Annotated in this window: 18 protein-coding genes; 13 read left to right on the top strand and 5 right to left on the bottom strand. The window is 65.6% G+C overall.

What is annotated here, in order from left to right:
- Positions 1-82 precede the first annotated feature (82 nt).
- Positions 83-385, top strand: coding sequence for a hypothetical protein (locus ACFPTO_RS11490; protein WP_377711476.1), 303 nt, complete (start codon positions 83-85; stop codon positions 383-385).
- Positions 386-651: 266 nt separating this feature from the next.
- Here ACFPTO_RS11490 and ACFPTO_RS11485 read toward each other — a convergent pair whose 3' ends face one another.
- Entirely contained in the window at positions 652-3,336 is a 2,685-nt protein-coding gene (locus tag ACFPTO_RS11485) for a DUF3141 domain-containing protein (RefSeq protein WP_377711475.1), read from the bottom strand.
- Between the two features lie 473 nt (positions 3,337-3,809).
- Here ACFPTO_RS11485 and ACFPTO_RS11480 point away from each other — a divergent pair, with 473 nt between their 5' ends.
- The 9 genes from ACFPTO_RS11480 (at position 3,810) to ACFPTO_RS11440 (ending at position 10,793) form a co-directional block, all read left to right on the top strand.
- Positions 3,810-4,745, top strand: coding sequence for a phosphate acetyltransferase (locus tag ACFPTO_RS11480; protein WP_377711474.1), 936 nt, complete (start codon positions 3,810-3,812; stop codon positions 4,743-4,745).
- Positions 4,742-5,995: an acetate/propionate family kinase gene (locus ACFPTO_RS11475; RefSeq protein ID WP_377711473.1), complete on the top strand. Its 1,254-nt coding sequence runs from the start codon at positions 4,742-4,744 to the stop codon at positions 5,993-5,995. Before ACFPTO_RS11480 ends, ACFPTO_RS11475 begins: the two co-directional genes overlap by 4 nt.
- A 234-nt stretch (positions 5,996-6,229) precedes the next feature.
- Positions 6,230-6,676, top strand: coding sequence for a VOC family protein (locus ACFPTO_RS11470; protein ID WP_377711472.1), 447 nt, complete (start codon positions 6,230-6,232; stop codon positions 6,674-6,676).
- Positions 6,677-6,698: 22 nt separating this feature from the next.
- A complete protein-coding gene (locus tag ACFPTO_RS11465) occupies positions 6,699-7,649 on the top strand; it encodes a 2-hydroxyacid dehydrogenase (RefSeq protein ID WP_377711725.1) in 951 nt (316 codons plus the stop codon).
- Between the two features lie 52 nt (positions 7,650-7,701).
- On the top strand, positions 7,702-8,625 hold the full coding sequence (locus tag ACFPTO_RS11460; protein ID WP_377711471.1) for a hydroxymethylglutaryl-CoA lyase: 924 nt from the start codon (positions 7,702-7,704) through the stop codon (positions 8,623-8,625).
- A 50-nt stretch (positions 8,626-8,675) separates the two neighbouring features.
- Positions 8,676-9,194, top strand: coding sequence for a YbaK/EbsC family protein (locus tag ACFPTO_RS11455; protein ID WP_377711470.1), 519 nt, complete (start codon positions 8,676-8,678; stop codon positions 9,192-9,194).
- Between the two features lie 2 nt (positions 9,195-9,196).
- Positions 9,197-9,433 carry a DUF1289 domain-containing protein gene (locus tag ACFPTO_RS11450; RefSeq protein ID WP_377711469.1) on the top strand — a complete coding sequence of 79 codons (237 nt, stop codon included), beginning with the start codon at positions 9,197-9,199 and terminating at the stop codon, positions 9,431-9,433.
- Positions 9,430-9,864 (top strand): MaoC family dehydratase, encoded by a 435-nt coding sequence (locus tag ACFPTO_RS11445; RefSeq protein WP_377711468.1) that lies wholly within the window; start codon positions 9,430-9,432, stop codon positions 9,862-9,864. Before ACFPTO_RS11450 ends, ACFPTO_RS11445 begins: the two co-directional genes overlap by 4 nt.
- On the top strand, positions 9,861-10,793 hold the full coding sequence (locus tag ACFPTO_RS11440; RefSeq protein ID WP_377711467.1) for an MBL fold metallo-hydrolase: 933 nt from the start codon (positions 9,861-9,863) through the stop codon (positions 10,791-10,793). Before ACFPTO_RS11445 ends, ACFPTO_RS11440 begins: the two co-directional genes overlap by 4 nt.
- A 420-nt stretch (positions 10,794-11,213) precedes the next feature.
- On the opposite strand, the gene ACFPTO_RS11435 is transcribed toward ACFPTO_RS11440, so the two are convergent.
- Entirely contained in the window at positions 11,214-12,116 is a 903-nt protein-coding gene (locus ACFPTO_RS11435) for an alpha/beta fold hydrolase (protein ID WP_377711466.1), read from the bottom strand.
- A 228-nt stretch (positions 12,117-12,344) separates the two neighbouring features.
- On the opposite strand from ACFPTO_RS11435, the gene ACFPTO_RS11430 reads away from it, so the two are divergent.
- Complete coding sequence (locus ACFPTO_RS11430) at positions 12,345-13,304, top strand: NAD(P)H-dependent flavin oxidoreductase (protein WP_377711465.1); 960 nt, start codon at positions 12,345-12,347, stop codon at positions 13,302-13,304.
- Between the two features lie 111 nt (positions 13,305-13,415).
- Here ACFPTO_RS11430 and ACFPTO_RS11425 read toward each other — a convergent pair whose 3' ends face one another.
- The 3 genes from ACFPTO_RS11425 to ACFPTO_RS11415 all read right to left on the bottom strand — a co-directional run bounded on the left by ACFPTO_RS11425 (position 13,416) and on the right by ACFPTO_RS11415 (position 16,750).
- Positions 13,416-14,351, bottom strand: coding sequence for a LysR family transcriptional regulator (locus tag ACFPTO_RS11425; RefSeq protein WP_377711464.1), 936 nt, complete (start codon positions 14,349-14,351; stop codon positions 13,416-13,418).
- Positions 14,352-14,537: 186 nt separating this feature from the next.
- On the bottom strand, positions 14,538-15,641 hold the full coding sequence (locus tag ACFPTO_RS11420; protein ID WP_377711463.1) for a porin: 1,104 nt from the start codon (positions 15,639-15,641) through the stop codon (positions 14,538-14,540).
- A 590-nt stretch (positions 15,642-16,231) separates the two neighbouring features.
- Positions 16,232-16,750, bottom strand: coding sequence for a hypothetical protein (locus ACFPTO_RS11415; protein ID WP_377711462.1), 519 nt, complete (start codon positions 16,748-16,750; stop codon positions 16,232-16,234).
- Between the two features lie 488 nt (positions 16,751-17,238).
- Between ACFPTO_RS11415 and ACFPTO_RS11410 the strand changes: the two genes are divergently transcribed.
- Both ACFPTO_RS11410 and ACFPTO_RS11405 read left to right on the top strand, forming a co-directional pair.
- Positions 17,239-18,285, top strand: a complete 1,047-nt coding sequence (locus ACFPTO_RS11410) for a bile acid:sodium symporter family protein (RefSeq protein ID WP_377711461.1) — start codon at positions 17,239-17,241, stop codon at positions 18,283-18,285.
- 237 nt (positions 18,286-18,522) lie between these two features.
- Complete coding sequence (locus ACFPTO_RS11405) at positions 18,523-20,361, top strand: EAL domain-containing protein (protein ID WP_377711460.1); 1,839 nt, start codon at positions 18,523-18,525, stop codon at positions 20,359-20,361.
- Positions 20,362-20,397 lie beyond the last annotated feature (36 nt).

Raw genomic sequence — 20,397 nt, 5'->3', positions numbered from 1 at the left:
TGTTGCACTTTGGTAACTCAAGGCGAAGCACGCTCCATTAGATTGAAGCCATGCAATCTTTCCTTCACCGAAGGGGGCTTCAATGAAAACGAAACTGCTTGCTGCACTCGGCGCCGGTGCCTTGATCCTTGCCGCATCCCAATCCGCGATGGCGGGTGTATCGGTCGGCCTGAACTTCGGCATACCCGCGCCGGTGTACGTCGCACCTGCTCCGGTGTACGTCGCGCCTGCTCCGGTGTATGCCCCGCCGCCGGCCGTCATCGGGTATCAGCCTGCTGGCGTCGTGGCGCCCGCCCTCTACGTCGGCTGGCACGGCGACCACTACTGGGACGGCCGCCGCTGGGCAGGCCGCCGCGGACGCTACGAGCGTCGCGGCTGGTACTGAGCGCTCGGCCAACCGGCCAGCGACGAACCAGCGCAACAAAAAGCCTCGCACGTTCAACGTACGAGGCTTTTTTTCGTTTTCCGAAAAGCACGGCGCTTACGCCATGATGTGCGCGCCGCCGTCGATGTAGATGTTGATCCACTCTTCGCTTGCCGCCTGCCCTGAATGCGCCGTCCCGGCGCATTCAGGGCAGGCGCACGCCACGCAGCAAAGGGCGCCGCGTGCGCCGGGTTGCCCGCCCTATGCGCTGGCCTTATTCGCCAGCCTTATTCACCCGCACCACGCGTAGCGCGGCGGCGTGCAGTTGGCGCGCCCGCCACGCGCGACGACGATGGCGCCGCGCTACGCGCGCGACGCGCGGGCGTGGCTTCGCGAGGCGACTTCGCAGTTGCGGGCGCAACCTTGCCCGGCGTTGTTTTCGCTTTCGCGGCAGTCTTCGTGGCAGTCTTCGTGGCGGCTTTTACGGTTGTTTTCGCCGCTGTTTTCACGGCGGTTTTAGTCTTCAACGTCGCGCGCTTCGGCGTAGCATTCGTGTTCGCCCTAGCGCTCGAAGCAACCGACGCTTCGCCGCTGACCGCAGCGCCTGCCGTCTTATCCGCCTCGCCCGCCGCTTGCGCGCCTACCCCACCAGGCACGGCACCCGAAGCAGCCGCACCCGCCCCAGGCACCGCGCCGCCCGCTGCCGGACCGCCATCCTGCGGCGGCACCCCGCCCTTCTCGCTGCCCGGCTCGATGCCGAGCGCCCGCTGCACCACGCGAAAGCGCTCGCGCTGCTCGCCTTCGAGCGGCCCCGATACCGTCGCAATGCGATAGACCGCCGCCAGCAGCGCGCGGCGCGTGGTCATGTCGGGCACGATATCGCGCAGCGCCTCGATCGCGGCCTGCGGATCGAGATGTACAATCGCACCCTGGCGGCGCGCAGCCTCCTTCAGTTCGGCGATGGTCGGCTGGCGCTCGCCGAGGTATTCGCGAGCCAGTTCGCGCATGCGCTGGAACGGGCGGTACTGCACCGTATGCATTTCGTCGACGAGGTAAGCGGCGATACGCATGAACGCATCGACGAGCGTGCCCGTATGCAAATGCGCGCGCGCCGAGCGCAGCCGAAATTGCGCGAGTTCCTTGCGCAGCTCCATGAGCGGCGGCGCAATCGGATCGAGCGGCTGGTTCGGCGCGACTCCCACGTATGCCTGCGCCCACGGCGCCGTATAGACGCTGTAGAAGGTGTTCTCGATCCACGTATCGCGCGCGTCGCGGTACATATCCCACGCAGATTCGATGCTGGCCGACATCTGCCGTTCGAGCAGCGTGAACGGATTGTCGGGCGCGGTGGGCTTGCGATGCTTGCGCACCGCCTTGGCGATGGAGGGCAGCCCGAGCAGCGCGGGATTCGCATCGCTCAACACGCTGCGCTCCACGCGCGTCGGGTGCGTCTCGCGCAGCATGTGCGCGGACAACGCGTTACTCGACGCGCGCACGAACGGCGAAACGAGCAGATCGTAGAGCCGCTGGTTGTTCTCGGCGAAGCGGCGCACCACTTCGAACGGCTGCTCGTCTTCGCGGCCATCATCCAGCGCGAGGATGTCCTGGATCGTGCGCCGCTCGAAGCGGATTTCATAACGGCCTTCGAGCGCTTCGAGACGGCCCGCTTCCGGCGTCGTGTCCGTGATCTTCGCCTCGTAAAGACCGGGCGGCAGCACGTCGATCAGATCGAGCGCCGAAAACAGTTCGGTATGCTCTCGGTTGGCCACGCTCGCCGAAACAAAAATACCGAGGTGACCGACCTTGTCGTGCAGGCAATACACGATCACCTGTTCGTTGGCGATGACTTCGTCGACGCTCGCGTAGAGATCGGGAATCCAGTTCAGCGCCTGTTGCGGCGGCGTGATGTTGTCGCCCCACGAAGCGAGCACGATGATCGGCGTGCGGATATTGCGCAGATCCACGGGCGCGCGCGCGTGCTTCGCGTACACCTCGTTGCGCGTGAGATGGTTGCCGACGAACAGGTTCTGCACGATCCAGTCTATTTCGGCGCGGTTCAGCTGGAAGTGGCCGCCCCACCAGCGCTCGAATTCGAGGAAGCGCTCGCGCTCCGTATCGACGTTCGCATACAGGCTGTAAAGCTTGCCCCAGAAGGTGTTCGCGGGATTGAGGTTCTCGAAGTTCTGCACGAGATGCGCGCCGTCGAAGTGGCCGTCGCCCAGATCGGCGGCGAGCGACGACGCCCACGTGCCGCCCAGCATGCCGCCCGCGTAGCGCATCGGATTCTTGCCCTTCACGCCCGCCCAGTACGAAAGCGGCGAACCCGCGAGCATGACCGGCCCGACCAGTTCCGGCGCCGACGCCGCGAGCAGCGCCGCGGCCCATCCGCCCTGGCAATTGCCGATCACGAACGGCAGGCCATCCGATTCGGGATGCAGTTCACGCACCTTGCGGATAAACACGGCTTCGGCCTGCGCGACCGACTGAATGGTCTGCGTTTCGCACGGCACCGGGAAGAACGTCACGAAGTAGCACGGATGGCCCTTGCGCAGCGCGATGCCCACTTCGCTGTCCATCTTGAAGCCCGCGATGCCGGGGCCGTGGCCCGCGCGCGGATCGATGACGACGAAGGGGCGCATGTGCGGATCGGACGGCACATCGTCTTCAGGCAGGATGCGCAGCAGCGCGTAGTTGCACGGATCGTTCAGTTCGCGGCCATCGGCAATCACTTCGTATTCGAAGCGCAACACGGGCGGCATCCCGGCCTGCTCGTGCAGGTGGGTCTGATTGCCGCGCTCGCGCAGCACGTCGAAGAACAGCACGCTGCGCTGCCAGGCGTCGAACAGGTACTCGTAGAGCGGCTGGGCGGCGGCCAGCCCGGTCACAGCGGACGAAGGGGCGTGCGAAGGGGCCGAAGAAGGGATGGACGACGGGTTGGACGAGGCGGCGGAAGTAGGTGCGGGAACTGCCACGACATGAATCTCCTTTAGCTGGGCGCCGCCGGGCGGCGTTGTGCACGATGCGGCACGATGTTGGCGCTTACCGGCGCTTACCGGCGCTTACCGACGCATGGCGGCGTGCACAAGCTCGGCGCATCGCACGCGTGGGGCCCGAATGGCGCCGAATAGCGATCTGGCACGAGGCGTATGTTGCACTGCAGTATTTCAATCTAGGCAGGCCTGTCTCGAAAGTCAAGTCAAGCAAAAGGGAAACAGCAGGGGCAGCACCGCGGGCAGCACGACAGAGCACGCCCGACATGATCTCCGCGCGGCGTGAACGATGCGTGACACGGCGCCGCACGCCCTGCGGCGTTGATACTGCGCTGGTACGGCATAGTTTTCCGACGGCCATCCAGGCGCTGCACTACACTTGTCAGCGCGTTGCGCGCCGCAGCATTCGGTCCGAGCGCGGCGGCGCACAACCGTGGTTCAGCATGGAGACACGCATGACTTCATCGGCCGACAAATATTCGGTCCTGCTCGAACGCTGCAGCAGCCTCGCCCCGGTGCCGACCGCCGTGGCGCATCCGTGCGATGTGTCCTCGCTCACCGGCGCGCTCGACGCCGCGAGCCTCGGCCTGATCGTGCCGCTGCTCGTCGGCCCCGAAGCGAGGATTCGCGCGCTGGCCGACGAAGCGAAGCTGTCGCTCGCGGGCGTCACGATCATCGACGCGCCGCATAGTCACGCGGCAGCGGCGCGCGCCGTGCTCGCGGTGCGCTCGGGCGAAGCCGAACTGCTGATGAAGGGCAGCCTGCACTCCGACGAACTGCTGCACGAAGTCGCCCAGGCCGCCACGGGCCTGCGCACCGAGCGGCGTCTGTCACACGTCTTCGCGATGGACGTGCCTTCGTATCACAAGCCGCTCTTCATCACCGACGCGGCCGTCAACATCTTCCCGAAGCTCGCCGACAAAGCCGATATCGTGCGCAACGCAATCGAGCTCGTGCAGGCGCTCGGCATTGCCGTGCCGAAGGTCGCGATCCTCGCCGCCGTCGAAACGGTGTCCGAGAAGATGCCCTCGACCATCGATGCCGCCGCGCTGTGCAAGATGGCCGAGCGCGGCCAGATCACGGGCGGCGTGCTCGACGGCCCGCTCGCGTTCGACAACGCCATCAGCAAGGAGGCGGCGCGCATCAAGGGCATCGTCTCCGAAGTCGCGGGCAACCCCGATATCCTGCTCGTGCCCGACCTCGAAGCGGGCAACATGCTTGCGAAGCAGCTCACCTTTCTCGCCGGTGCGGGAGCGGCCGGCATCGTCCTCGGCGCGCGCGTGCCCATCATCCTGACGAGCCGCGCCGACACCGTGCGTTCGCGCATCGGCAGTTGCGCGATTGCAGTGCTCGTCGCCCACGCGCGACGCAAGAGCATGGAGCAAATGTGAGTACACAAAGTACACAACCCGTGCATTCGCCCGAAGAAGGCCACGTCGTGCTCGTCGTGAACGCGGGCTCGTCGAGCATCAAGTGTTCGGTGTATCGCGTCGTCGACGATCCGGCCGTCGAGGGCGGCACGCGCGCGATCCTCGGCGCGGGCGGCCAGATCGAAGGGATCGGCGTGGCGCCGCGCGTGGTCGCGCACATGGCCGACGGGCGGCTCATCGTCGACGAGACATTTCCGGTCGCGCAGGTCGCCGACCACGACGGCGCATTTCGCCTCCTGCGCCTCGTGCTCGCCGTGGGCCTGCGCGACACGCCGCCCGCCGCGATCGGCCATCGCGTCGTGCACGGCGGCGCACGCCACAGCGACGCCGTGATCATCGACGACCAGGTGATCGAAGAACTCGCGGCGCTCACGCCGCTTGCGCCGCTGCACCAGCCGCATAATTTGTCGGCGATTCGCGCGGTGCGCCAGGCCGCGCCCGAACTCGTGCAGGTCGCGTGCTTCGACACGGCCTTTCACGCGACCAACGGCGTCGTGCAACAACTCTTCGCCCTGCCCTACAGCTATTTCACCGACGGCATCCGCCGCTACGGCTTTCACGGTCTCTCCTACGAATACATCGCGCGGCATCTGCATTCGGTTGCGCCCGACATCGCGCGCAGGCGCGTGATCGTCGCGCATCTCGGCAACGGCGCGAGCCTGTGCGCGATGAAGGAAGGCAAGAGCGTCGAGACGACCATGGGCCTGACCGCGCTCGACGGCCTGCCGATGGGCACGCGCAGCGGCGCGCTCGATCCGGGCGCCGTGCTCTGGATGATGGCTAGCGGCATGGATCACGACGCCATCGAGAAGCTGCTGTATCACGAGTCGGGCCTCAAGGGCCTCTCTGGCCTGAGCAGCGACATGCGCGAGCTGCTCGCGAGCGGCAGCGAACGGGCGAAGCTCGCCATCGACTTCTACACGTACCGCATCGCGCAGGAGGTGGGCAAGCTCGCGGTGGGGCTCGGCGGACTCGACGCACTCGTGTTCACGGCGGGCATCGGCGAAAATGCGCCGCCGATCCGCGCCCAGGTGGTCGAACGTCTCAAGCCGCTCTTCGGCATGGAAATCCATGCGGAGGCGAATGCCGCGAACAAGGACCATATCAGCACGCGCGAAAGCCGTGTGCCCATATTCGCGGTCCGCACCGACGAGGAAGGCATGATCGCGCTGCATACCGCGCGTCTGCTGCGCGAGGCGATGCGCAAGTGAAGCAATCGTCGGCAACGCGCGGAAGTCGGCGTACGAAAGCACGATTTTTTCCTCAGAAGGAAGAAGCGTGAAGCGATTGCGGCCTGTTCCAGCCCCGGGCCGAGCCAATTTTTTTTCTGTGCCATGCGGTGCGCACACGCGCGGCAGCCGGTGCATGCACCGCGCAGTAAAAGGGCGGCAGGCGCGAGTCTGAAAACGTAGAATGTCGGCAAGACACCAGCCACGGGTACTGTCATGTCGCAGGCTACGAGCATCAATCAGCGGCCCTTGCAGCCGTTTCATCTCGCGTTTCCGGTGACGAGCCTCGAGCACGCACGCGCCTTCTATGGCGGCCTCCTCGGCTGCGCCGAAGGCCGCAGCTCGCCGGAATGGGTCGACTTCGACTTCTTCGGCCACCAGCTCGTCGCGCACCTCGCGCCGGAAGAAGCGGGCCACCGCAACGTCAACGCCGTCGACGGCCACGACGTCCCCGTGCGCCACTTCGGCGTCGTGCTTTCGATGGACGACTGGCACGCACTCGCCGCGCGCCTGAAAGACGCGGGCACGCAATTCGTCATCGAGCCGCATATCCGCTTCAAGGGTCAGGTCGGCGAGCAGGCAACCATGTTCTTCCTCGATCCGTGCGGCAACGCGCTCGAATTCAAGGCGTTCGCCGATATCGGCCGCCTCTTCGCCAGGTAAGGCGCACCGCACGATGGCAAAAATGAAAATCCTGTTCTGGCTGCCGCAAGCCGATGCATCGGCATGGCTTCATGGTCTCTCGCGCACGCTGCCCGAGGCCGAACTGCGCGCATGGCAACCGGGCGATAACGCCGCCGCCGATTACGCGATCGTCTGGCATCCGCCACGCGAACTGCTGGCCGCGCGTCCCGGCTTGCGCGCGATCTTCAATCTCGGCGCGGGCGTCGATGCGATCCTCGCACTCGAACGCGAGCAGCCCGGCACGCTGCCGCAAGATGTGCTGCTCGTCCGCCTCGAAGATTCGGGCATGGCACAGCAGATGAGCGAATACGTGCAGCACGCGGTGCTGCGCTATCTGCGCCGCTTCGACGAATACGCGCTCGCACAGGCGCGGCGCGAATGGCACGTCCTCGCGCCGCATCCGCGCGAAGCGTTCACGGTGGGCGTGCTCGGACTCGGCGTGCTGGGCGCACAGGTCGCGCGCGCCATCGCCGCGCTCGGTGTGCCGGTGCGCGGCTTCTCGCGCAGCGCAAAAACGCTCGACGGTATCGAGACTTATTCGGGCGAATTGCACGGTGCGCAGTTCGACGCGTTTCTCGACGGCGTGAAGCTGCTCGTGAACCTGCTGCCCGCCACGCCGGATACGCAGGACATCCTCGACGCACGCGTATTCGCGAAGCTCGAACGCGGCGCGTATCTGGTGAACGTCGCGCGCGGCTCGCATCTGGTCGAGCAGGATCTCGTCGACGCGCTCGCGAACGGCACGCTCTCGGCAGCGACGCTCGATGTGTTCCGCGAGGAACCGCTCGTGCCCGATCATCCGTTCTGGCGCGAGCCGCGCATCACGATTACGCCGCACAGTTCGGCGCTCACGCTCCGCGACGAAGCGATCTCGCAGATCGCGGACAAAATCGAAGCGCTTTCGCGCGGCGAAACCGTGAGCGGCATCGTGCATGTCGGGCGCGGTTACTGAACGCCACGGCACACCATACAAGCAACGCATGAAATAAGAGCAGGAGACAGGCATGACCTTACCCGCAGCAGTAAAGATCGTCGAAGTCGGACCGCGCGACGGTCTGCAAAACGAAAAGGACTTCGTTGCCACGGCAACGAAGATCGAATTGATCAACCGCCTCTCGGCGGCCGGATTCCCGAACATCGAAGCGGCCTCGTTCGTCTCGCCGAAATGGGTCCCGCAAATGGCCGACGGCGCCGAAGTCATGGCCGCGATCGAGCGGCGCGCGGGCGCGATCTACTCGGTGCTCACGCCGAACCTGCGCGGCTTCGAGGGCGCGCTCGCCGCACACGCCGACGAGATCGTGATTTTCGGCGCCGCGAGCGAAGCGTTCTCGCAGAAGAACATCAACTGCTCGATTGCCGAAAGCATCGAGCGCTTCGTACCCGTCGCGCAAGCCGCGAAGCAGAACGGCATGCGCATTCGCGGCAGCGTCTCGTGCGCGCTCGGCTGCCCGTATCAGGGCGAGGTGCCGGTTGCGTCCGTGGTGGATGTGGTCGAGCGTTTCGCCGCGCTCGGCTGCGACGAGATCGACATTGCCGATACGATCGGCGTCGGCACGCCGAAGCGCACGCGCGAAGTGTTCGAGGCCGTGACGAAAGTGTTCCCGCGCGAGCGTCTCTCGGGGCACTTCCACGACACCTACGGCCAGGCGCTCGCGAACATCTATGCGGCGCTGCAGGAAGGCATCGCGATCTTCCACGCTTCGGTAGCGGGGCTCGGCGGCTGTCCCTACGCGAAGGGCGCAACGGGCAACGTCGCGACCGAAGACGTGCTCTACCTGATGAACGGCCTCGGCATTCACACCGGCGTCGATCTGAACCAGGTCGTCGCAGCGGGCGATTTTATTTCGAATGCCATTGGCCGCGCCAACGTCTCGCGTGCGGGCAAGGCGCTGCTCGCGAAGCAGCGCAGCGAAGCCGCCTGCGCATAACGAAACAAATCGCATCGCCTGTCGAATTGCAGTACGAAGGAATGAGTCCAATGACGCAAACGCTTCCCCCCTCGCACGACAATCTGGACGCCCTGCCGGATTCGGCACGGCGCGTCGCGCGCCTGCTGCGCGAACGCGGCCACGAGAAGCCGGTCGTGATGCTGCCCGAAACCGGCAAGACCTCCGCCGAAGCCGCGGCGGGGCTCGGCTGCGAAGTCGCGCAGATCGCCAAGTCGATCCTCTTTCGCCGCCGCGATGACGACGCGCCCGTGCTCGTGATTGCGAGCGGCGCGAACCGGGTCGACGAAAAGAAAGTCGCGGCGCACGTGGGCGATATCGGCCGTGCCGATGCGAAATTCGTACGCGAGAAGACCGGCTACGCGATTGGCGGCGTCTGCCCGATCGGCCACGCCACGCCGCCTGTCACGCTCATCGACGCCGATCTGTTCGAACTCGACAGCCTGTGGGCCGCTGCCGGTCACCCGCATGCGGTGTTCAATCTCTCGCCGCAGGAACTGGCCACGCTGACCGGCGCACCCGTGGTCGATGTCGCCTTGCGCGACGCGTGAGCATGACGGCGTATTCCGCTGCCGGTATGCCGGCCTCGCCGTGCATCAACATCTGCCGCATGAGCGAGGCGAGCGGCCTGTGCGAAGGTTGCCTGCGCACCATCGACGAAATTGCGGCATGGTCCACGCTCGATGACAATGCGAAGCGCGCGGTCTTGAACGCCATCGAAGCGCGTCACGCGCAGTGGCTGGCGCAGCACTTCGACGCCGTGCCCGCAAGCGAAGAAGGCGCGCAATGAACGCGCCGCCCAGGGTCGTGAAGCATGGCGAAACCTGCCGTTCGACGCTCGCGCTCTCGCCCGATTCGGTGAAGTCGTTTGCCACGCTCGTCGGCGATTTGAACCCGCTGCATCACGACGACGCGTATGCACGTGAGAGCCGCTTCGGCGGACTGATCGCATCGGGCACGCAGCCCACCGCGCATTTCATGGCGCTGCTCGCGACGCATTTCTCGACGTACGCGCAACCGCTCGGCCTCGAATTCGACATCAAGCTCAAGCGCGCGACCTACGCGCACGACGTGCTCACGTTCGAATGGCGCGTCGAAGATGCGTGGTGGAAACCGGGCCTGAATGGCGACCTCGTCAAACTCGCGGGCACGGCCTTCAATCAGGATGGCGGGACCGTGATCATCGCCAACGCAACGATTCTCGTCATGCCGAAACCATGAGCACCAGCGTAAAACTTCCACCGTCGATCCGCGTGTTCGAGCGCGGCTGGCTTTCGTCGAACAACGTGCTGCTCGTCGACGACTCGCGCACCGCGATTGTCGATACCGGTTACGCGACGCACGCGGCACAGACCGTCGCGCTCGTCGAGCGCGCGTTGGGCACGCGGGCGCTCGATCTCGTCGTCAATACGCATCTGCATTCCGATCACTGCGGCGGCAACGCGCAACTGCAAGCCGCGTGGCCGTGCGATACGCTGATCCCGGCGCGCAGCGCGCTCGCCGTGCGCGCGTGGGACGAGGCAAGCCTCTCGTTTCTCGCGACCGGGCAGACCTGTCATCGCTTCGGTTTCACCGGCACGCTCACGCCGGGCGAGCGTCTTGTGCTCGGCGGTTTCGAGTGGGAGGTGATTGGCGCACCGGGTCACGATCCCGATTCGGTGATGCTCTACGCCGCGCAACCACGCCTTTTGATCAGTGCCGACGCGCTCTGGGAAAACGGCTTCGGCGTGATCTTTCCCGAACTCGATGGCGAAAGCGGTTTCGCCGAACAGCAAGCGGTGCTCGAAGCGATTGCGAAGCTCGATGTGAATATCGTGATTCCGGGCCACGGCGCACCGTTCTCGAATATCGACGCCGCGCTCGAACGGGCATTCTCGCGACTTGCGTGGCTACGCGCCGATCCTGCGCGCAATGCGCGCAACGCGTTGAAGGTGCTCGTCGTGTTCAAGCTGCTCGAAGTGCGCTCGATGACATTCGCCACGCTGGAGACGATGCTCGCGAATGCTTCGGCCATGCGCGCGGCGGCACGGCAGCTTGCGCCGCAAGCCGCATGGCCTGCGCTCCTGCGTGAACTGGCCGGCGAACTCGCGAAGAGCGGCGCGCTCGTGCTGGACGGCGAGCGGATCGACGCACGCGTGACGGTGGATTAGGCGAGAAGCTCCAGCGCAGATGGCCGGGGAATGTGCAGCAATGGTTGCTCGCACAACAGGTGAACGGATTGCGGCAGATCGACAATCAGCCGCTATTTTACGAAGCACAATAAAAAAACGCTCGTCCATTGCTGGACGAGCGTGAGCATCGTTTACCGACGTGATCAAACTATCGAGTGATGATACCCGCGCAAAGAGGCATGCTGGGTAGGTGATTTCCCTGGAGGCACCTGACGTAAATCAAGAAACATCTCGCATTGCCTGGACAACATGACGCACCCCGGTCCTCGATTCGCGATCCGAATCAATTTTTGGCGAAACCGGGACCGACCCTCGCGCGTTGCGGCACAATCCGCCAGCCCAGATTCACGCCCGCCGCCGCTCGCGTAAGCGTTCGGGCGGCGCGCCTTCATCGCTCAATCAGCGTTCGGTCGCCTCGAAAAACGCGAGCATCTCGCTCACGAGTTCCGCACCGGCTTCCTCGGGGATGTAGTGGCCGCACGCGAGCGCGCGCCCGCTCACGTCGCGCGCGACCTTGCGCCATTCGTCGAGCGGGTCGAAGCAGCGCTCGATCGCCCCCTCCTCGCCCCACAGCACGCGCAGCGGGCACGATACTTTGTGGCCGCGTTCGAGGTCGGCGCGGTCGTGTTCGAGGTCGATCGTTGCGGACGCACGGTAGTCCTCGCAGATCGCATGCACCGCGCCGGGCTCGCGCAGCGCCGCGCGATAGGCATCGAGCGCCTCGGGCGAAAACGGCGCGAGCCCCGCGTGACGATTGCCCATCGTGCGCTCGATATAGAAATCGGTGTTCTGGCCGATCAACGTTTCGGGCAGCGGCGCGGGCTGGATCAGGAAGAACCAGTGGAAGTACAGTGTCGCGAACGTGCGGTCGGTTTGTTCGTACATCGCGAGCGTGGGCGCGATGTCGAGCAGCATCAGCCGCTCGACGGCATCCGCGTGATCGAGCGCCATGCGATGCGCGACGCGCGCGCCGCGGTCGTGCGCGCAGACGAGAAACCGCTCGTAACCGAAGTGACGCATCACCTCGACCTGATCGGCGGCCATCGCGCGCTTCGAATACGTGACGTGCTCCGGGTCGCCCTGCGGTTTCGACGATGCGCCGTAGCCGCGCAGATCCGTCGCGATCACGGTAAAGTGCCGCGCGAGCTCGTCGGCGCAGCGATGCCAGATCATGTGGGTCTGCGGATGGCCGTGCAGCAGCAGGAGCGGCGGCCCCTCACCGCCCTCACCACTCTTGACGCCGTGGATGTCGACACCGCTCGCCGTACCGACGGTAAAAGGCGTGAATGCTTCGAACGGCATGTCCCCTCTCTTGTTTGAATTGGCCGTGTCACATTGTAGGAGGCGTGCGCGGCGGCCCAGTGTAATTTCCATACTGCATGCGTAGAAACCGAACACTTGCTCAAACGTCGCGTACGGCCGCCCCGCACACGCCGTAGCGGCGCACTCCTATAATCGAACGATCGTTTCGTGATTGCCCGTTTTTGGGCCACCCGGGCCGTCCGCGCGCCGCACAAGGAGACTCACGTCATGGCATTGCCCGCCGTCCTGCAAAACCTGTCGTTACCCGTCGTCGGCTCGCCGATGTTCATCGTCAGCTATCCCGAACTCGTGCTCGCGCAGTGCAAAGCCGGCATCGTCGGTTCGTTCCCGGCGCTCAACGCGCGCCCCGCCGAACAGCTCGACGCCTGGCTCACGCAAATTCAGACCGAACTCGCCGCCTGGCAGGCCGCGAACCCCAACGCGACAATCGGGCCGATTGCCGTGAACCAGATCGTCCACCAGTCGAACGCGCGCCTCGAACATGACGTGCGCGTGTGCGTCGAGCACAAGGTGCCCATCTTCATCACGAGCCTGCGCGCACCGGCGCGCGAGATCATCGACGCCGTGCACAGCTACGGCGGCATCGTGCTGCACGACGTCATCAATCTGCGCCACGCGGCGAAGGCGCTCGAAGCGGGCGTCGACGGGCTGATCCTCGTCGCGGCGGGCGCGGGCGGCCACGCGGGCACGACCTCGCCGTTCGCACTCGTGGGCGAGACGCGACGCCTGTTCGACGGGCCGATCGTGCTGTCGGGCGCCATCGCCAACGGCGGCTCGATTCTCGCCGCGCAGGCGATGGGCGCGGACCTCGCCTACATGGGTACGCGCTTCATCGCCACCCGCGAAGCGCACGCGGTGGAGGCGTACAAGCACGCGATCCTCGAAGCGAAAGCCGCCGACATCATCTACACGAATCTCTTCACCGGCGTGCATGGCAACTACATCCGCGAGAGCATCGTCAATGCGGGGCTCGACCCGGACGCGCTGCCCGAATCGGACAAAACGAAGATGAACTTCGCGGGCGACAAGTCGAAAGCATGGAAGGACATCTGGGGCGCGGGCCAGGGCGTGGGACTGATGGACGATATTCCGTCGGTCGCCGAGCTTGTCGCGCGGCTCAAACGCGAGTACGACGACACGCGCACCCGGCTCGGCATGGGGTGCTGACGGTTCACGCCGCGCCGCCGCGCCGCCGGGTAGCGACGGCGACGTCGGCAGCGACAGCGACAGCGACAGCGACAGCGACCGCAGCATCAACCACGGCGGCACGCGCCCCGGCTACGATGCCGCCGCCGCGCGTATCGCTTCGACGCCCGGCCACAATCCGCGATCGGCGAAACGCTCCGCGAGGAAATCGACGAACGAGCGCACCTTCGCCGAGAGATGGCGCCGGCTCGCGTACACCGCGTAAATGGGCAGTTCGCGCGGCGGCAGTTCATCGACGAGCAGCGGCACGAGACGGCCATCGGCGATGTCGTCGCCGATCACCTCCGTGCCCAGCATCGACAGCCCGCCGCCCTGCAGCAGGACCACGCGCAGCGCTTCGAGGTGATTGACGATCAGGTTGCCGCGCGGTTTCGCGCGCGTGCCGCCTTCCGAGAACGGCGCGAGCTCCAGCGCCGACGCGCCCGCGTAATGCACGAAGTCGTGCCGGGCCAGATCGGCGACGCTCTTCGGCACGCCGTGCCGCCGCAGATACTCGGGCGACGCGCACAGCACGATGTGCGCGGTCGCGAGCGGTCGCGCGATCAGCGACGACGACTTGAGCCCAGAGGGCGACGCGCGGATCGCCACGTCGAAACCTTCGTCGATCAGTTCGACGACGCGATCCGAGAGCGTGATGTCGACGGTGACCTGCGGAAAGCCTGCGGCGTAGTCGGCGACCGCGCCCATCACGTGCCGCAGCCCGAACGCGGTCAGCGACGAAACGCGCAGCCGCCCCTGCGGCACGACGCTCGCGGCGCCCACGGCCTGGCCGGCTTCGTCGAGTTCGGTGAGCGCGAGCGCGAGACGCTCGTAGTATTCGCGGCCCGCCTCGGTGGGCGCGACGCGCCGCGTCGTGCGGTTGAGCAGCCGCGCGCCCAGTTGCTGTTCGAGATGCGCGACGTGCTTGCTCGCCATCGCTGCGGACATGTTCATGCGCTCAGCCGCGCCGACGAAGCTCCCCGCTTCGACGACCTGGCGGAACACGTTCATGCTGACGAGGGTATCCATCGCGCGCGTCCGTATCGGTGAGTTATCGGAAAACAGCAGGAATCAATCGCCGCCATTGTGCGCGATTTATCAATTGGCGGTGCGCAATGCCCACCTTCCAACGCGTACAGCGGACCAGAAAACAAAAACCCCGCACTGCAAGCAGCACGGGGTTTTTCGTTGCGGCCAGCCCGAAGGCGGTGCGGCCTAGAACTTCGCGCGGATGCCGGCGCCGTACGTCATGCCCGACGACATGTTGTCGAAGTGGTCGTACATATACGCGGCGTAGACGTCGGTGCGCTTCGAGAGCGGGTAGTCGTAGCCGAGCACCGCGGTCTGGTGCGTCTGGTTCAGTCCGCCGGTGTCGCGCGAATACGCGTACGAGGCCATCACCGTGCCCGTGCCCGCCGGGACCGACACGCCGCCCTGCGCCGTGTTCACGTGCCAGCTGCCGATCTGCTGCGTGTTCGCCGTATACATGTACTGGCCGAACAGCTTCAGGTACTTGAGGTCGTACGACACGCCGACCTGGGCCACGCCCTGGCTCTTCAGGTCGAGCGGCGGCTGGCCGCTCGGCATGGCCGAAATGCCGCCGATGTCGCCCGGCTTGTTGTTGTAGTTCACGTACTGATACACGGCCGTCGCGGCGAACGGGCCGTGGAAATACAGGCCCTGCGCGCTCCACTTCTTCGAGCGGTTGTCGCCCGCCGTATTGCCGAGCGCGTACATCACCGAGCCCGAGAGGCCGTTGAAGTCAGGCGTCGAATACTGGACGGCATTGTCCCAGCCCGAATCGCCCACCACGCCCTGGTCGGTCTTGTAGGTGGGGAACGTCGAGAGGCCGAGGAACACCTGGTACACCATCGGCGAGAACGTGTACGAGTCGACGAGCGGGTTGAACAGAATCGTCGAGACGAACAGGTGCGTGGTCAGGCGGCCAGCCGTGATCGTGCCGTACGGCGACTCGATGCCGACGTAGGAGTTGCGGGCGAAGAACGTGTCGCCCTGGAAGCGGCCGTCCTGGCCGTTTTGCGCGCGAAAGAAGCTTTCGAGCGTGAAGATCGCCTTGTAGCCGCCACCGAGATCTTCCGCACCCTTCAGGCCCCAGTACGACGTCGACATGCCGCCGCCGCCGACGTTCGCCGCGGCATTGCCGCCCGGGAACTTCGTGACCCCGACCCATTCGTCGACCTGACCATAGAGCTGGACGCTCGATTGCGCAACCGCCGACGACGAAGCGGCGGCAAGCACGGCAGCGAACGCGCTCGCTTTGAGCGTGGCGCGCAGCACGCGGCTAGCGGTGGTAGTCATGTGATCTCCTGTCTTTGCAAAATGGGGTAACTCGTGGCTCGCGGCGCGCGCAAACCATCGCCTTTTGCCGATTGCAGACATGGCTATCCCCGGCCCGGTTCATCTTCACGGACCCTGTGTGCCGTTCCAGAAATTAGCTGTTAGCGCCTGTCGGCGAAACGGTTGGTTTGTACGTCTGCGAATGCCGCCTGGCTCGCCCGGGAGTCTCTTTTTGCTGCGTCGCAGCTTGTGTGCCGTCGGGCTTTCGAGCCGGGTCGACAGGGACTTTTTCGGGGTGCCGGGGATTGCGATTGACGCGCCGCCGCAGCGAAGCCGAGATTTGATGACAAATCGGTTATGCGGGCGAGCGCTTTCTGCCGGAGTGTGGTATCCGCACGTCAGAGTGGACCATTTGCCGCACGCGCACGAATGGATCGGATCGTCGAGGCCGGGAGCAACCGATGCGGATGCAACGATATGCGCCGCCCGCCAGCCGGAAAAGCGGGTCAGACGACGAACGTGGAAGGCGATTGACGAGGGGGAAACCGTTGGCGGGGACAACTAATCGCAGCCGCCTGCAGCCGTTTGCAGCCGTTTGCAGCCGCTCGTGGCTAGTTGCGATAAGGCGAGGGCATCGGCGGACGCGGCACCTCGCCGCCACTGCGCTGCTGTACGGGGCGGAACGCGCCGCGCTCCTCGTTATAGCGCGCCACGTCTTCGCGGATCGAACCCGCGCGCACCGGCGAGTCGGCGGGCGGATGCGGCACGGAGCGCGTCTGCGCACTGACCGGCGTAATCGGACCGTTGCGGTAGCCGCCAAAGCCGCCGCCAACCGAACGAACCGGCAGAGGATTGCCGTCGCGCCCGCGCCAGCCGCCCTGGTCGGCCACGCGCATCGGCGCGATGCCGGGCCGCCCGGCGCCGAAGCCGCCGCGGTTGACGCGATATCCCGCCCACGGCGAGCCGCCGCGCGCCGCGTCGCCAACCATCGCGCCACCGGCCATCGGCCGCATTGCCTGACCCATCATCGGACGCCCGGCGGGTGCGCGCTGAAAGCCGCCGCCGCCGTGCGCCGCATACGCGGGCTGCACGGGGGCGAGTGCGGCGGCGAATGCGGCGAGCGCCGTCAATCCCGCTCCACGGGCCAACCGTCCCAGTCGTGACCACCCTGCGTGCATTATGTCGATCGCCTGCCCGACGTTACGCTTGAAATTCCGCCACTCGGGCTGTGGCGGGCCAAACCTGGTGCCCGCCCGCATGATGCGCGACGCTTGCCACCATCGCGGGCACAAATACCCTTTGAGCTAATTTATGGGTGCCCTGAAAAGGTGTCGAGTCTAAAAGTGTTATGCCACCGGAAGGGTTGTAACACCGTGTTACTGCACGGTTTTTCGACTTTTTAAGACCGCCTGAAACGGGTTTGACAATATCCGTCTGAATATCGCTGCACACCGTTCATACGACAAAAGAACGAGTTGATTCTTTAAATGAATTTGCTTTTTCAATCGGCCTACGGAGACAATAGGGTTCCCGTTGACCTGCGGCGCTTGTCCGGCATCGTCCTGGACCCCGGATGCCCTTGCTCCGCGCCGCGCCGATGCGCCCCCGAGATTGTCAGATGGCCCGTCCGAAATACCTTCCCGATAACTTCACGCTGAGCCTGATCGCCACCGTGATGGTCGCGAGCTTTTTGCCGGTGCGTGGCGCGGCCGCAACACCGTTCAACTGGCTCACCAATTTCGCCGTCGGCCTGCTGTTCTTCCTGCACGGCGCAAAGCTCTCGCGCGAAGCGATCATCGCGGGCGCGACGCACTGGCGTCTCCATCTCGTCGTGCTGGCGAGCACCTTCATCGTGTTTCCGGTGTTCGGCGTCGTCCTCAAGCCGGTCCTCTCGCCGCTCGTCACGCCTGCGCTCTACGCGGGCGTGCTGTTTCTCTGCACACTACCCTCCACGGTCCAGTCGTCGATCGCCTTCACGTCGATTGCGCGCGGCAACGTGCCCGCCGCCGTGTGCAGCGCCTCGGCGTCGAGCCTGATCGGCATCTTCGTCACGCCCGCGCTCGTGAGCCTCATCGTCACGAACCAGAGCGCGCGCGGCGGTTCCGCCTGGCACACGGTCTGGAACATCGTGCTGCAACTGCTCGTGCCCTTTATCGCAGGGCAATTGCTGCGCCCCGTGATCGGCCGCTGGATCGGACGCAATATCGGCATGCTCAAGTTCGTCGACCAGGGTTCGATCCTGCTCGTCGTCTACGGCGCGTTCAGCGAAGCCGTCAACGAAGGGCTCTGGCATCACATTCCGCTTTCGGCGCTCGGCGGCCTCTTCGTCGTGAATGCGGTGCTGCTCGCGCTCGCGCTCGGCACCACGATATTCGCGAGCAGGAAGCTCGGCTTTTCGCGCACCGACCAGATCACGATCATCTTCTGCGGCTCCAAGAAGAGTCTCGCGGCGGGCGTGCCGATGGCGAAGGTGATTTTCGCGTCGAATGCAATCGGCGCTATCGTTTTGCCGCTCATGCTGTTTCACCAGATCCAGTTGATGGTGTGCGCGGCGCTCGCGCAACGCTGGGGTGCACGCGACATGGGCCGCGAGCGCGATGCCCAGGCAGGCGACGAATCGCGCGCGGGCAGCAGCGAGCGCTCGCAGGCCGTGGCGCGGCGTTAAACCACACGCGTTCGTCATGCGCGCTTCACCGGCAGGTGGTGCGCAGCGCCCTTTGCCTCCCTCTTTCGCTCCCGCCCTTCTTCGCCGAGAAGCTTCCGCGCGCGCATCTTTCCGCCTGCCGTCGCGCATTTAGGCGCGCTAACGATTGCGCGCCCCCTGTCACCAAAAATTCACTTAATTCCAGCACCTTGCTGCCGTTAAGCGTGGCGTGTCGTCATTGCCTGCAAGAGTTCTCACATGTCTGTTCGCGCGGCCCCGCCTCCCATTCCGACCGGCATCGCCGATTTAATCGCCGGACGCCATCTGCGCGCTGTTTTTCAGCCGATCGTATGTTTCGAGGACGGCACGATCCTCGGCTACGAGGGGCTGATCCGCGGCCCAGCCGGATCGCCGCTCGAATCGCCCGCGGCGCTGTTCGCGCGCGCGCACGAACAGCGCTGCACGACCACGCTCGAACACGCGGCGGCGCGCATCTGCATCGACGCATTCGCACAGCTCGGCGGCGAGAGCAAACTGTTCCTGAACTTCAGCGCCGACGCGCTGCGCCGCCTCACCGACGGCGGCCGCGACGCCGCCGCGCTCTTCGACGGCACGCTCGACGCCCGCCGCGTCGTGATCGAGCTGACCGAGCAGAGCGCCATCGACAACTTCAGCGAGTTCACGGGCGTCGTCGATGCCCTGCGCGCGGCCGGCGCGCAATTCGCACTCGACGACTACGGCACCGCGAACGCGAGCCTGAACCTGTGGGTGCGCCTGCAACCGGATATCGTGAAGATCGACCGCTTTTTCATCGACGGCATTGCGAGCAACGCCATCAAGTTCCAGGCCGTGCACGTGATGCACCACTTCGCGCAGGCGAGCGGCGCGCGGCTCGTGGCCGAGGGCATCGAAAGCGAAGCCGATCTGATCGTGCTGCGCGACATGGGCATCGGCAGCGGACAGGGCTATTTCTTCGGCCGCCCCGAAAACCCGCCTGCACGCGCGATTACGCAGGCAGCGCGCGAGGCGATCCGCGCGGACCACATCGCCGTGTTTCCCGAAGCCGCACGCCGCGCGGCGACGGCGCAGGCGAGCGGCGCGCCCACGGCGAAGATGCTCGTGCACGCGCCCGCGGTCCAGCGCCGCGCCACCAACAACGACGTGCTCGAACTCTTCAACCGCCAGCCCGAACTGCACGCGCTCGCCGTGGTCGAGGGCGAAATGCCGATTGCGCTCGTCAACCGGCGCGCGTTCATGGACCGCTACGCGCTGCCCTATCACCGCGAGCTGTTCGGCAAGAAAGCCTGTCTGCAATTTGCCAACGCGTCGCCGGTGCTGATCGAGCAGTCGATGACCGTCGAGCAGATGGCCGCGCTGCTCGCGAGCGACGACCAGCGCTATCTCGCCGACGGTTTCATCATCACCGACAACGGCCGCTACGCCGGGCTCGGCACGGGCGAAAGCCTCGTACGTGCCGTCACCGAGGTGCGCATCCAGGCCGCGCGCTACGCGAATCCGCTCACGTTCCTGCCGGGCAACATTCCGCTGACGTCGCACATCGAGCGGCTGATCTCGAACGATGCGGGCTTCCACGCGTGCTACGTCGACCTGAACCAGTTCAAGCCGTTCAACGACCAATACGGCTACTGGCGCGGCGACGAAGTGCTGAAGTTCGCGGCGAAGGTGCTCGCCGAAACCTGCGACCCGACCCGCGACTTCCTCGGCCACGTCGGCGGCGACGACTTCCTGATCCTGTTCCAGAGCGAGACGTGGTTCGAACGCGCGCAACGCGCGATCGACGCATTCAACGCGGGCGCGCGGCGCTACTACGCGCCCGAAGACCGGCTCGCGGGCGGCATTCGCGGCGAAGACCGCCAGGGCAATCCCACCTTCTTCAGCTTCGTGACGATGGCGATTGGCTGCGTGTACGTTGCACCCGGCAGCGGCGCGCAACACAGCAGCGAGGGGATTGCATCGCTCGCAGCCATCGCCAAGCGCCGGGCGAAGCAGGAAGCCACAGGCCTCGTGATGATCGACGGCTGTAACTGCACGGCGCTGCAGCACGTGCTGGGCGAAGCTGTGACGGCGGCGGGCTGAAGCGCGTTTCGCGTTTCACATTTCGCGTTTCACATT

The organism is Paraburkholderia denitrificans, from assembly GCF_042655705.1.
Lineage (GTDB): Bacteria > Pseudomonadota > Gammaproteobacteria > Burkholderiales > Burkholderiaceae > Paraburkholderia > Paraburkholderia denitrificans.
Note: the sequence above shows the minus strand (reverse complement) of the source record. Positions and strands in the feature narration are given on the sequence as shown.